Origin of the sequence: Nostoc sp. (genome assembly GCF_036917155.1) — a bacterium.
GTDB lineage: Bacteria > Cyanobacteriota > Cyanobacteriia > Cyanobacteriales > Nostocaceae > Nostoc.
The window spans coordinates 1-13961 of record NZ_JBALDZ010000101.1; the positions used below are offsets into that span (position 1 = coordinate 1).

Here is a 13961-nt window from a genome sequence, read left to right on the forward strand (position 1 = left end):
TTGTGGGGTAAGGGTTTTCACTTTATGCGCGAATCTAGTCGCCCCAAACCCTTGTAACTCCGTTGTCCAAATTTCATCTTATGTGCAAACCCACATGCCAGTCAGGAACGGCTTTTAGCTTATTCTTAACCCCTGGTAACAGCTAATCTCAACTTCAGTTATCGTAAATTAAAGGGTTTAAGAACCTGCAATCTACATGTAGCACCCATTAGACATCTCCAGAAATTAAATATGCGTTATCCAGAGTCCTTGTAGAGACGTAGCAGTGCTACGTCTCTACATTCATTTTCACCAGATGTCTATTGCAAATATCTTCTCAAGAAGATGATGTGTGGATCGCTGACCGAAATTTCTGCACTTTGAACTTTTTGAGTGGTATCGTAGCTCGAAAAGGCTATTTCATTATCCGAGAGCATCAATGTTTTCTTTGGTATGATGCCTCAGAATTTCGCCATATTGGTTCAGTAGAAGGAGGAACAGTATTTGAACAAACTGTTAAAGTCAGTGATGATGAGGGCTATCTATCAAATATTCATTTTTCTAGAACCAATTACTGCTCAAGAGAAATATTGGCCGAGTAGATATGCCATCTACCTTGCTTTGGAGTTGAGCCAGGAACGTTATTGACTCGTCGCAGCTTATAGCTACCATGAAAACGCTGTGGAGTTCCATTGCTAGTAACATCCGTAACAGTAACGGGAATTTCAATATATAGCGAACCTGCTGCCCCTTCTAAAGAACCCGGTTTTCCGACTTCTTCAACAATGGATACGGTGTTAGCAAAACCCTGCTGAAATTCCTCAAATGATTGCTTACTGGCAGTACCATCTCCATCCCAAGCCAAGTAAGCTTGTTTATAGTCTTGGCGAGCGATGGCATCGTAATAATCATGAATGAGTTGGACTGCTTGTTGTTCTTGGGACTGGTTCTTTACAGGATTTTGTGTGCCAGAGGCGGGTGGAGAAGATGGATTAGACCTGTCCGAAAGATTTGCCAGCGTTGGGCGATTGGCAGATGCTAGTTGTGATGTAGCAGAGTTATTGCAAGCTGTAATAGACATAGCAAGCAATAAAACTCCAATGACTGTATAACGCTGTTTTAACCAGATACAAAAAGAAAAGTTGATATTGAACAAAGCTATCTCCTAAGGTTGCACCAACCATTCAAACTGGAAATGATTTTAACCTTTAGCGATCGCTAATAACCAGATTAAAATATTATGGTTATTCAGTACTCTTACTCGTGGCATTAACCCTACTCAAAAGTAGATACATCTCGCAGCAAATTCGGAATTTCCCCTTGAGATATAGGAAACTCTAGTAAGGTTTCTCTAAGACCCAAATACCCAGATTCAGCAAAAGATAAAAGCATTCTTGAAAGTGCTAGCCAAACCTCCGGTTCGTATTCCCAATCACGATAACGCGAAGCACGAGCAGCAATTGAACGTAACGCCCAGAAATAAGAGTTTCTCACCACCGAACCACCTTTCTTAAACTCTGGTAAATCTTCGTGGTGGATAAAAAGTATTTGATTGTCAATTCTAGCTCTCATCGCAATTTTAGATGTTAGATTAAAAGTAAATCTTAAATAGGGTGCGTTACGGCTTTAGCCTAACGCACGATATTGTATAGTGACCAAAAACTCGTCTTTTCTCTGTGTTCTCTGCGCCTCTGTGGTTCAATAAATAACTTTTAAACCACAGAGTCACAGAGAAAGCAGAGAGAAAAGGACACACCTAAGAATTCGAGTCCTAAATTGCTAGTTAGAGGTATACGCCCGCTCAAATCTAAATTCACAAAAGACGGTGCAAAATCTGTGGGCTTGTCAGTAGGGTTAGCGAAGACGGATCTATGAGCGCCACTATTGTAGGTAACATACAAGTTAGCCTCAAGAGCGATCGCATTTGAAGAAGTCATGTAGTGTCCGGCTAAAGACTTATCATTTAAACCGCAGTTATTGTTGTGGCAGGCTTGCCGTGAGCGTAGCCGAACGGGAGCAGAGGGAAAGAAGCTTTTCCGATGATTGCTTTACTGAAGCAAATCGTGCAGCGTGTCGCAGACACAGCAGTTTTCTTCAGCCTGTTGCCCTCTGCATTAATTTTTCTAACTTAAGGAATAGAAATTTCTATTACTAATGATAGATCAGATGACATTACTTATAAGTTATAGTTTAATGTTAGTGATTTTAACGAATTATTAGTAACTTTCAACTTTAACTAATTATTCAAAAAAATCGAAGTCAATTATTTATTTGCCGAAAAATTAAATTATTCAAGATTTACTTATGTATGTAACTTTATGGCCAGGTAAAGTATATCCTTTAGGTGCAACTTGGGATGGTAAAGGAACAAACTTTGCTTTATTTTCGGAAAATGCAACAGGGGTAGAGCTTTGTTTATTTGATAACGATGACGAGGAAATTCGCTTACCTCTGACAGAAAAAAACAATTTTGTTTGGCATGGTTACTTACCAGGAGTTGGCCCAGGTCAAAAGTATGGGTTTAGAGTGCATGGGATGTGGTCACCGGAAGTAGGTCATCGATTTAATCCAAACAAACTATTGATTGATCCCTACACTAAAGCAATTGACGGTGAGTTTAGTAACGATCCATCTGTCTTTGGTTACTCTTTTGACGCTGAGAAAAAAGACTTAGTTTTTTCTAAATTAGATGATGCCAAAATAATGCCCAAGTGTGTTGTAGTCGATCAATCTTTTGATTGGGAAGGCGATCAACTGCTTGCTACACCTTGGCATACAACTGTTATTTATGAAACTCACGTCAAAGGTTTTACAAAACTACATCCAGCTATTCCAGAAGAATTACGTGGAACTTATGCTGGGTTGGCGCATCCGGCTGCAATTCAACACTTACTGCAATTGGGAATTACAGCAGTTGAGTTGATGCCAGTACATCATTTTCTATCTCATCCAGGACATTTAGAAGACAAAGGATTAAAGAATTACTGGGGCTACGATTCCATCAACTATTTTGCCCCCTATTCTAGTTACAGTGCTAGTGGAACTGGGGGACAACAAGTCACTGAATTCAAGCAAATGGTCAAAGCACTACATTTTGCTGGAATTGAAGTAATCTTAGATGTAGTCTACAATCACACTGGCGAAGGAAATCATTTCGGGCCAACGCTATCTTTGCGAGGTATTGATAATTCTGTATATTACCGTTTGGTAAAAGATGATCCTCGCTACTACATGGATTTTACAGGCTGCGGTAACTCTCTGAATGTGCGTCATGCTCAAGTTCTGAAGTTAATCATGGATAGCCTCCGCTATTGGGTAATAGAAATGCATGTAGATGGCTTCCGCTTTGATTTGGCATCGGCGCTAGCACGGGAATTATATGAAGTAGATAATCTATCAGCTTTCTTTGATATTATTCATCAAGACCCAATCTTGGCAGATGTAAAGCTAATTGCTGAACCTTGGGATTTAGGAGAAGGCGGCTATCAAGTCGGGAACTTTCCACTACGTTGGTCTGAGTGGAATGGTAGATATAGGGATACAGTACGAGATTTTTGGCGTGGTGTAGATGATAGTTTAGGACAATTTGCTTACTGTTTTACTGGTAGCCCTGACCTATATCAAACCAATGGACGCAACCCAAATGCAAGTATTAATTTCATAACTGCTCATGATGGTTTCACGTTAAATGATTTGGTCAGCTACAACGAAAAGCATAACGAAGCAAACGGGGAAGATAGTAGAGATGGTGAAAGTCATAATAGATCCTGGAATTGTGGTGTAGAAGGCGAAACCGACGATCTAGAAGTAATGCGTTTGCGCGAACGACAACGACGAAACTTTTTAGCAACTCTAATGCTATCTCAAGGTGTCCCAATGCTATTAGAGGGAGATGAAATTGGCTGTAGTCAAAAGGGAAATAATAATGTCTACTGCCAAGACAATGAGATTTCCTGGCGGCATTGGGATTTACATAAAGCGAACTCGGATTTACTAGACTTTACACGTGAACTAATTAATTTTCGTAATCAGCATCCAGTATTCCGACGACGTAAGTGGTTTCAAGGTCGCCCCATTCACGGTTTAGGCATTAATGATATTGCTTGGTTTAATTCTGATGGCAGTGAAATGACTGAGAAGCAGTGGCTAGTTAGTTATGCTAAAGTAATGGAGATTTTTTTGAATGGGCAGGGAATAGCTACTCCAGGGGAGCGTGGTGAGCGGATTATTGATGAAAGTTTTCTGTTGTTTTTTAACGCTCACTACGAGTTAATTGACTTTGCTTTGCCTAATGAATTTAAAGAAAAAGTATGGGAGATAGTAATTGACACTAATGAACCTCGCTTTTTAGATCGGGGAAAATTAGTTTCAGGCTCTCAAACTGTACCAGTTACAGATCGATCTTTGATGGTGTTACGCCTTATTAGTTAGTAGTGTGAGGAGAAAAACAGACTTAATCTTATAGAAAAAGATATTTTTCTATAAGGTTGTTATAATGCTTCAACGATTTTTACTCGTAACTCTAATTAGAAAACGTAGAGCTTCATTTACTGCTTCCGAATTGGGGAACATTTCTGCAACATCAGGTTCTAAAAAAACCGTCAATTTTTCAATATTATTAAAATTATATTCACCATTTATCATATTAGTTTCTGCCAAGCCCTGATTTGATTGAGGTTTATTCTGTATTATGGTTGTTTGGTAAGATGTAGCATTTAATTTATTAACTAGTGATTCCCAACTACTAACTTTCAGATTAAAGTGAGCCTTTGCATTCCGTAATGTTTTAAACTGTTGCTTCAGAATATCAATAGTATAAGTATACTTTTGATATACGTTTTTCTCTGCATTTAGGTCTGACTCAACCATATCAACTACTTCATTAATAAGTCGGTCATGATTTTCGGCAATTTGAGCAGCAGCCCCTAAAATCCGAGAAGTTGCTTGTATCTGTACATCAGTCTCTTGTTTAAGGCGATCGGCAATATTGCGAATTTGATCTCCCAGCCTCGCTTTACCTTGTTTTTGCGTGGTTGGTAGTGATTTATTGCTCATGAATATGCTTGTTTATTCAGAAAGGATATCTTTAATTGCTAGCCAGATGCTCAAATTCCCAGACGTGCGATCTTCAAGGGCTAGAAACATTGTGTTTTAGAAGAAAGCTAGGCCCCAAAAAGTGAAGGGAAATAAGCCTTAAAGCCTCGCACCAAAGTCATCTCCATTTTGTCCAGCACACCACAGTTAAAGTACGCTCTATAATCATTAGCATTGAGACGAATGGCAATAATTTATGATTCAAGCCTTACGCAAACTAGTTACATTCGATGAATTCGTTGCTAAATACCCTGACAACACAGGAAAACGTTATGAATTGCATGATGGAGTAATCGTAGAGATGACGCAACCTACAGGCGACCATGAAGAGGTAGTTGGATTTTTAGCCTTTGAAATTACTAGAGAGTGTATTCGTTTAAATCTCCCCTACTTCATACCTAAAACAGTATTAGTCAAACCGCCTGAAAATGAATCTGCTTACTCACCAGATGTGCTGATATTAAATCGCCCCAACTTGGTCAACGAACCTCTGTGGAAAAAAGAATCTACTGTAAATCAAGCGGAATCAATACCCTTAATAGTTGAGGTAGTGAGTAGCAATTGGCGTGATGATTATTTAAAAAAAGCTGCTGACTATGAGGCTGTAGGCATCCCAGAATATTGGATTGTAGATTATGCTGCTTTAGGCGGTAGGCGGTTTATTGGCAACCCCAAACAACCAACTGTCTCGGTCTACACCTTAATTGAGGGAGAATACCAAGTCAGCCAGTTTCGAGGTAGCGATGCCTGCGGCGGTAAACAACGCATTATCTCACCTCTTTTCCCCGAATTAAGCTTAACCGCCGAACAGATTTTTCAAGCTGGTGGATACCCTCTATAGTACTGAAAGTCTTATAAAAGAGCAATTTCCGTTGCAAAGGAAATTTGTTGTCGCAGATTCTTCAGTAAATCTAGAGTTTTTTCGTAGGCAACTCTCTTTCCTTGATTTTCAAAGTACTCAGATGCTTTTTGTAAATCAGATATAGCTCCTAAATGATATCCTAAGCGATACTGAGCTACCCCCCGATTAACGTAAGCCTGGGCATTACTGGGGTTAAGTCTGATAACTTGGGAAAAATCACGCACTGCACCAAAGTCATCTCCGTTTCGGCCGCAAGCACAAGCTCGGTTAAAGTACGCTCTATAATCATTAGCATTGAGGCGAATTGCTAAACTAAAGTCGAGCATCGCAGCTTGGGTATCTTGCAAGACAAAATGCGCTAAACCTCGGTCATTATAGATATCTGCAAGCAGTAAGCTAGTTATTCGAGGAATTTGAGTTAAGGCTAAATTAAAGTCAAGAATTGCCTCTGAGTCTTTTCCATCGCCAGCATGGGCTAGCCCTCGGTTGTAGTAAGCTCGAAAATCGGATGGTTTAAGTGCGATCGCTCGGTTATGATCGACAATGGCAGCAGGATAATCCCCTTGTCTGTAGTGTGCTACTCCTCGGTTCAGATAAGCCTCAAAGTTATCCGGTGCAAAATTTATGGCTTGAGTACAATCTGCGATCGCTTGATGGTAATCTTGTAATTGGAGATAAGCAAGACAGCGATCGCTATAAGCCACAGCCAAATCTTTCTCAAGTGCAATTGCCTGGTTGAAATTCTCTATTGCTTCCTGATAATCACCGTGCCGCATCTTATCTACACCCAACTCTAAGAAATCACCCGCTGTAATTTGGGTAATCAAAATGGGTGAAGAATGTGCAGGTAAAGTCAAAAAAGTGAGAGGTAAAGCAATAATTATACTGAAAAATAATCGCCAGAAATCACTCATAATACCAAATTAGGATAGGTAGTATTGTTTGATATTTTTGGAACAGTCTTTTTGTAAAGACTCTTTAATCCAAAATTGGTATAAGAGGATGTTTGAAAAGCCCTGGCGAATATAATTCGCGGCTACACAGACGAAACCCACCTCCGTGGGTTGAAGACATTGATTTTGCGTTAGTCAGCAGAGGCGGACAATGCCAGTGTAGTAGCGAATTATATTCGCCCAAAACTTTTCAAACATCCTCTAAGCATCCTATTTGATCATTTCAGTAGCAACAAAATTAGCGGGGACAAAAAGCCCCGCAAATTGTTAATTTTTGAAGTTAGATTTTAGTCTACTTCCATCCCTCATCTGCTTGTGAAAGCACATAAGCAGCTACATTTTCAATTTGTTCAGGCTTCAAGCGTTTGCCGAAGGCGGGCATAGCATTTTTACCGTTTGTAACCTGGGCAATAATTGCCTCTGCTGAGTACAAACCATACTTTTCCAAAGCCTCCTTCTTCAAGTTTTTGGCAGCTTGAACCAGATTCTTTCCTCCCGCATGACAAGAAGCACAATTGGCACTAAATACTTTAGCTCCACTAGTAGCATCCCCTGCCCATGCTGGACTACTGAAGGCAAAGGTGAAGATTGCTATGCCTAACAGCATGACTGTAATCATTTTTTTCATTTCGTGTTCCCTCTGCAATAACGGCTTATTCGGTGCAATATCCTCCATAATTGTCAGTTGAGCCGCTGCCATAGTCAAACGACAGGCTGTCAAACTTCGCTTTATTAAATAAAGTTTTTAGTTTTTGAATCTTTGAGTTTTTAGATTTAGGGTTGTTAGTCAGCAACAATATCTGACGAGAAGGTGTTTCTTGACGAAACACTACATCTAGATTATGACAATCTTAAATTACCAAGCCCCTTCGGGGCGGGAACAGGGAACTCTTAACAGGGAACAGAAAAAAAATTAGCCCCGAATACAGGGTTTAAAGCCCCTAAATTTATTTATGAAAAGAGATAAAAATATTTGAAACGAGATGGCGTCAGCCACGATGTTTCAATGTGTCCTTGTACAAATCCCCTGATTTTAATTATGGGGATTTCCCTGTTGCCTGTTGCCCGTTCCCTGTTCCCTTTTAATTCGTATTTATGTAAGTTTGGAGATTTTATCAAAAAAATCATCAAAATTTAAGGATGAAATATTCAAGATGAAAATTTTCCTGCTTCATCTTTTATACTTCATCCTTTATTTTTTATTTAACCGATCCTAACTGAATCAGCGCATCTTCTGTAACACGACAAATTCGCCAATCATCTAATATAGATGCTCCCATACTACGGTAAAATGCTTGGGCTGACTCGTTCCAATCCAAGACACTCCACTCTAATCGCCCACAATCACGTTCTACAGCTATCTGAGCTACTTTAGTCAGGAGAGCCTTACCAATACCTTGCCTGCGATATTCTGGTAAAACAAATAAATCTTCCAGATAAATTCCTGGCTTAGTCAGAAATGTTGAATAATTATGAAAAAACAGCGCAAAGCCAACAGCTTGACCCGCAGATTCCGCTAAGATTGCCTCTACATATCTCCGTGAACCAAATAAATGCTCTTGAAGTGCTAGAGCATTGCCAGTAACAGCGTGAGATAATTTTTCATACTCTGCAAGTCCCTCAATTAATTTAAACAGCACGCTGTAATCGGCTGGTTCGGCAAAACGCACAATCAAATTGCTACCCAAAGTCATTAGTCTATAGTCCATAGTTGATAGTCCATAGTCTATAGGTAACTGGGCAATTTTTTTTGAGTATTGACTAAATAAGAGCCGAAAAAAGCTACAAAATGCCTGATTTTTACGAATTGCAAGCCCTAATTAGGTTAGGTATTGCATCTCTATCTTGATTAATGTAATTAAATCAACCAACCTTTTAAACGTTTAGCTATGTGAGGACGGCGCAATTTTCGCATGGCTTTGCTTTGAATTTGACGCACTCGCTCACGAGAAAGATTGAACATATTGCCAACTTCTTCTAAAGTGCAGGGTTCGCTGGTTGTCAAACCATAGCGCAGAGAAATCACATCTTTCTCTCGTGGAGTTAACACGTCACCCAAGACTTCCCAAATCTCCTGACGCATCATGTTTTCATTCATTTTTGCTTCTGGAGACAAGTTGTCTTCATCTTCTAGCAAATCCATCAATTCTGTGTCTTCTTCTTTACCGACACGATGGTTGAGAGAAAGTGCTTGTCGCCGTAGTTGTTGTAGCTGGCGTAGTTGTTGTACACTCATTTCCAAAGCTTCTGCCATTTCAGCTTCAGTGGGATTACGAGAGAGTTTTTGTTTGAGTTCCCGTTGGGCTTTTTTCAGCTTGTTAAGCTTTTCAACAATATGTATAGGTAGCCGAATTGTCCGTGCATCGTTAGCTATAGCTCTGGTAATCGCTTGTCTAATCCACCAATAAGCGTAAGTAGAAAACTTATATCCTTTATCGGGATCAAACTTTTCGGTAGCACGATTTAAACCCATTGCTCCTTCCTGAATTAAATCCAGAAAAGGCACTCCCCGGTTTAGGTATCGCTTGGCAATAGATACTACCAATCTTAAGTTTGAGCGAATCATTTTGCGTTTCGCTACTCTCCCTTGATACAAGCGACTTTCTAATTGCTTTTCCGTCATTTCTAGCTCGGAAGCTACTTCTAGTTTGCTGGCTTCACGTTCCAGTTTTAACTCTAAAGCCGCTTGTATTTCTCTAACTTCCTCTAGAAATCTGACTCGCCGCGCTAACTCTACTTCTTCATCAGCTTTTAACAGCGGATAACGCGCCATTTCTTTAAAAAATGCGCCAACAGCATCATCATGTTCGGTTTTGTTGTATCCCGAAGGACGAGCCGCCGCCATTTCATCTCCATCGCGTTCGTCTGATTCCAGATTTTCTACTACAATTGGAGATTCTTCTTCTGCTACTGCATTTAAACTATCGAGTGATGGTTCTTCAATATCAGCAGCATTCTCCAGTATTTCCATTTTTCCTAATTCAACAATATTCATAGTTTCCTTTAGGGATTGTTGCTTTGTTTGGTACAGAATTTAGTTACACCTACTATTTTGAGGCTTGGTAGTTTTCCCTAATGGACGATGCACCCCTTTAGATAGCGAAATACAGGCTGATGCTAATTTATCTACAGAAATAAAAATCGGCATCTACTTAGCACATATAGGTTACAGTTATATACAACCTATAGCGAAACTTACCTTAGCACCCAACAAAACTTTCTTCTCGGATTCCCAACAGATATATTCTTCATTTTTTTCTGAATTATCAAATATGTCAAATCCCCCTCAAACTTTCTCAACCTTAACAAATATAAAAATCTCAGTTAATCATCCAATTTTCTTAAACTTTCATATATTTTTCTAAATGTTTTTAATATCTTAAGTGCTAGATGTCACTAGATAAGAGAAAAACCTACTACTCGATTTATGTATTACCAATTTGATTTAAAGTTGCCTACATGATACAAATTACAGGAATGGCAGCTTAATTTTGGTACGAGCTTACCTTGTATAAAAGCATCTCATAAGCAGATAGAGTTGAATATCTACCGATAGGCGGAAAAAGGCTACTCCATATTTAGTAGATAGAGCAACTGTTGCAGCAATAGCCGACATGCTTTTATTTGTATAGTGAGTACCAAATATTTATTGCATGTATAGTTGATACGAATTTGTCTAGTAGATTACATAAGAAGAAAATTATCAAGTATTATGAAGAATAACAGTATTGAGAAATACCATTTAAATTTAAGAAAAAGAAAAATCGGAGTTTAGTTAGCGAGGTTGATTTTAACCAGCTATGTGAGGGAAATATCTAAATATAAAGTCAGCAAGTATGTATATTAATGAAATAAATTTATCTCCTTTAGTGGTGGCCCAAGCAGGTGAATCATACCAGTCAGGTGCAAATCTGAATCGGTGGGTTGAAGTATTAGTAGACTGTCCAGGAAGTACAGGACTATTTACTTATCGATTGCCAGCCCAGTTAGAAATCAAACCAGGGGATATTTTGAGCGTGCCATTTGGGGCACAACAATTAGGAGCGATCGCAATTCGGTTACTGGCACAACCAAATATCGATTTACCACCAGAAAAAATCCGGGAAGTAGAAGATATAGTCAGCGTTGGATTTTTCCCAAGTGCTTATTGGGAATTACTCAACCGAGTAGCTGCATATTACTATACGCCACTGATTCAAGTAATCCGGGTTGCTCTGCCACCAGGGTTGCTAGGGCGATCGCAGCGTCGTATCCGTCTGGTTGGAGGGAGAGAGGCAGGGGGAAGTCGTTATTTGCTGGGATCTGCCGATCCTTTGGCTTTTTTGACTCCGACTGCGCGGCAAGTTTGGGAACTTTTGCAAGGGCAACCGGCGGGGGACTACAGTTTTGTTTACCTTCAGCAAAAAGTCAAATCTGCTTATCGGGGAATTCGGGAGTTATTACGATTTGGTTTAGTAGAAAGCTACTTAGAACCACCGCGATTGACTCGACCAAAGTTGCAAAAAGCAGTCACCCTCACAGGTACAATTGACCAAGAGTTAACTACTCGTCAACGAGAGATTTTAGAAGTGCTGCGGCGGCATGGTGGGGAGTTGTGGCAAAATGAATTACTGCAAATTTGCAATGCTAGTTCCTCTATTCTCAAAACTTTGACACAAAAGGGTTACATCGTTGTTGAAGAACGGGAAGTATTGCGAACAGAACAAGGCCCAACATTAGTAGGTGATGGTGCTAAATCTTTAACTACTGCTCAAGCCAGCGCCTTAGCGACAATCCAGACACTAGATGGATTTGCTCAAGTTTTATTGCATGGGGTGACAGGTTCAGGAAAAACCGAAGTATATTTGCAAGCGATCGCACCTCTCCTCAACCAAGGTAAATCTGCCCTGGTTTTAGTCCCAGAAATTGGACTTACACCCCAGCTAACCGATCGTTTTCGTGCCCGTTTTGGTAATAAAGTCAGCGTCTATCACAGCGCCCTCTCCGATGGTGAACGTTACGATACTTGGCGGCAAATGCTCACAGGAGAACCCCAAGTTGTCATTGGGACTCGTAGCGCCGTTTTCGCCCCTTTACCCAACTTGGGTTTAATTATTTTAGATGAAGAACACGACAGCAGCTTTAAACAAGATTCCCCCATACCCACCTACCACGCCCGCACCGTTGCCCAGTGGCGAGCCGAATTAGAAAATTGCCCCTTGGTGTTGGGTTCCGCTACACCTTCCTTGGAGAGTTGGGTAAGTGTGGGAGGGATGAGGGAGATGGGGGAGATGGGGGAGATGAGGGAGCAATATCCTTCTCATCCCCCTCATCCCTCCCACTACCTCTCTCTCCCTGAGCGTATCAACTCCCGCCCTTTACCGCCGGTGGAAATAGTCGATATGCGGCAAGAGTTGCAGCAGGGAAATCGTTCTATATTTAGTAGATCCCTGCAAGAAGCTTTGCAACAGCTGCAAGAAAGAAAACAACAAGGGATTTTATTTATCCATCGCCGGGGACACAGTACTTTTGTATCTTGCCGCAGTTGTGGATATGTGTTGGAATGTCCGCACTGTGATGTGTCGCTGGCGTATCACCACACCGAAGAAAAAGCGCCGGAATTATTGCGGTGTCATTACTGTAACTATGCACGATCGCACCCCAAATTTTGCCCTGATTGTAGTTCCCCTTACCTAAAATTTTTCGGTAGCGGTACTCAACGGGTAACGCAAGAATTAGGGCGACAGTTTCCAGAGTTGCGCTTGATTCGTTTTGATAGCGATACCACCCGCAACAAAGGCTCACATCGTACCCTACTCACCCAGTTTGCCAACGGCGAAGCAGATTTATTAGTGGGTACGCAAATGCTCACCAAGGGTTTGGATTTACCACAGGTGACACTTGTGGGCGTAGTTGCCGCTGATGGATTGCTAAATTTATCAGATTATCGCGCCAGCGAACGGGCATTTCAAACCTTGACTCAAGTCGCTGGGCGTGCTGGGAGAGGCGAAGATCCGGGTAGAGTGATTGTGCAGACTTATACTACAGAACATCAGGTAATTGCAGCAGTGCGATCGCACGATTACCAGTCTTTCTCTCAAGCTGAATTAGAACAACGCCAAGCGCTTAATTATCCCCCTTATGGGCGGTTAATTTTGTTGCGTTTAAGTAGTCTCGACCCCATTCAAGTGCAAAATACGGCGCAAATTATTGCCACAGCCTTGAGTACAGAAGAAGAATTCGAGATATTAGGCCCAGCACCAGCAAGTATTTTACGAGTAGCTAATCGTTATCGCTGGCAGATATTGATTAAATTTGACCCCGATGCCTTACCAAAGTTGCCAGATTGGGAAGAAGTGCGATCGCTTTGTCCTTCGTCTGTGAGTTTAACTATTGATGTAGACCCAATTAATATTATGTGATCGGATTATATATATGATCAAAAACTACTACCACACCCAGTAGCGCACTCACAAATAAAGCTAATTTGCTTGGTAATTGAGTCTATCTAAGAATAATCTACCCTGAGATAGATGAAGTGAATCGCAGTATTATCTATGAATAGGGAAAAGCTAAACTTATTGCTTAATTAATACAACTCAACTATAAATCAAACGCTTGTAAATACTCGATTTCAAACATCTGTTTGTTATGCTGTTCCTTACAAGACCAATTAGAGCAAGCTGTAAAAGCTTTTTGGCTAGAGGTTACACAGCGATCAAATCAATCCAGGTTTTGAAATGAATACTTTATTAAGCAATTTAATGCTGCGGTCAAGGCATCTAAAACCAGATCGCACCCAACAGCCTATTTTCATAACAACAATCAAGCACTTAATGAACAGCAGGCATACTTGCCCTGGATGTTCAACTGTTTTACTCCGCCACATCAGCATGGGAGGGCTTTATTGGCGTTGTAGCTGTTGCCGTCAGGAGATGCCAGTTTTTTGAAGAAGAATTCAGAATCAAGATGCTCACGGACTCGCTACCACTGTGCTATCGTAACCGTTCACGGTGGAAATTAGGCTACCAGGAAAAATAAGTACAGAGAGATGGTAGATTAGAGGGCATGAAGAAAATCAGCCTCATCAGCCA

Annotated in this window: 12 protein-coding genes; 4 read left to right on the plus strand and 8 right to left on the minus strand. The window is 40.6% G+C overall.

Annotated elements, in window-relative coordinates; all coding sequences use genetic code 11:
• The first annotated feature begins 302 nt into the window (after window positions 1-302).
• The gene (locus tag V7K67_RS14630) at window positions 303-581 is read left to right on the plus strand and encodes a hypothetical protein (protein WP_334731039.1); all 279 of its coding nucleotides are present in this window, start codon (window positions 303-305) and stop codon (window positions 579-581) included.
• Here the strand turns inward: V7K67_RS14630 and V7K67_RS14635 are convergent.
• The 3 genes from V7K67_RS14635 to V7K67_RS14645 form a co-directional block, all read right to left on the minus strand.
• Window positions 551-1060 carry a hypothetical protein gene (locus tag V7K67_RS14635; protein WP_335167113.1) on the minus strand — a complete coding sequence of 170 codons (510 nt, stop codon included), beginning with the start codon at window positions 1058-1060 and terminating at the stop codon, window positions 551-553. The genes V7K67_RS14630 and V7K67_RS14635 overlap by 31 nt on opposite strands.
• A 194-nt stretch (window positions 1061-1254) precedes the next feature.
• Window positions 1255-1551 carry a hypothetical protein gene (locus tag V7K67_RS14640; RefSeq protein WP_334706200.1) on the minus strand — a complete coding sequence of 99 codons (297 nt, stop codon included), beginning with the start codon at window positions 1549-1551 and terminating at the stop codon, window positions 1255-1257.
• Between the two features lie 140 nt (window positions 1552-1691).
• Window positions 1692-1916: a hypothetical protein gene (locus tag V7K67_RS14645; RefSeq protein ID WP_334706207.1), complete on the minus strand. Its 225-nt coding sequence runs from the start codon at window positions 1914-1916 to the stop codon at window positions 1692-1694.
• A gap of 367 nt (window positions 1917-2283) precedes the next feature.
• Between V7K67_RS14645 and glgX the strand changes: the two genes are divergently transcribed.
• On the plus strand, window positions 2284-4410 hold the full coding sequence (glgX, locus tag V7K67_RS14650) for a glycogen debranching protein GlgX (RefSeq protein ID WP_334731037.1): 2127 nt from the start codon (window positions 2284-2286) through the stop codon (window positions 4408-4410).
• A gap of 69 nt (window positions 4411-4479) precedes the next feature.
• Here the strand turns inward: glgX and V7K67_RS14655 are convergent, their stop codons facing one another.
• A complete protein-coding gene (locus V7K67_RS14655) occupies window positions 4480-5034 on the minus strand; it encodes a hypothetical protein (RefSeq protein WP_334731036.1) in 555 nt (184 codons plus the stop codon).
• Window positions 5035-5269: 235 nt separating this feature from the next.
• Between V7K67_RS14655 and V7K67_RS14660 the strand changes: the two genes are divergently transcribed.
• Entirely contained in the window at window positions 5270-5914 is a 645-nt protein-coding gene (locus V7K67_RS14660) for a Uma2 family endonuclease (RefSeq protein ID WP_334731035.1), read from the plus strand.
• A gap of 11 nt (window positions 5915-5925) precedes the next feature.
• Here the strand turns inward: V7K67_RS14660 and V7K67_RS14665 are convergent, their stop codons facing one another.
• From V7K67_RS14665 to V7K67_RS14680, 4 genes are all read right to left on the minus strand, one after another.
• Window positions 5926-6849 (minus strand): tetratricopeptide repeat protein, encoded by a 924-nt coding sequence (locus V7K67_RS14665; protein ID WP_334731034.1) that lies wholly within the window; start codon window positions 6847-6849, stop codon window positions 5926-5928.
• A gap of 331 nt (window positions 6850-7180) precedes the next feature.
• Window positions 7181-7516: a cytochrome c6 PetJ gene (petJ, locus tag V7K67_RS14670; RefSeq protein WP_334707972.1), complete on the minus strand. Its 336-nt coding sequence runs from the start codon at window positions 7514-7516 to the stop codon at window positions 7181-7183.
• A 571-nt stretch (window positions 7517-8087) separates the two neighbouring features.
• Complete coding sequence (locus V7K67_RS14675; RefSeq protein ID WP_442943839.1) at window positions 8088-8597, minus strand: GNAT family N-acetyltransferase; 510 nt, start codon at window positions 8595-8597, stop codon at window positions 8088-8090.
• Between the two features lie 149 nt (window positions 8598-8746).
• The gene (locus tag V7K67_RS14680; RefSeq protein ID WP_334705773.1) at window positions 8747-9919 is read right to left on the minus strand and encodes an RpoD/SigA family RNA polymerase sigma factor; all 1173 of its coding nucleotides are present in this window, start codon (window positions 9917-9919) and stop codon (window positions 8747-8749) included.
• Between the two features lie 805 nt (window positions 9920-10724).
• Here V7K67_RS14680 and priA point away from each other — a divergent pair.
• A complete protein-coding gene (priA, locus tag V7K67_RS14685) occupies window positions 10725-13289 on the plus strand; it encodes a primosomal protein N' (protein ID WP_335167116.1) in 2565 nt (854 codons plus the stop codon).
• The last annotated feature ends 672 nt before the right edge of the window (window positions 13290-13961 follow it).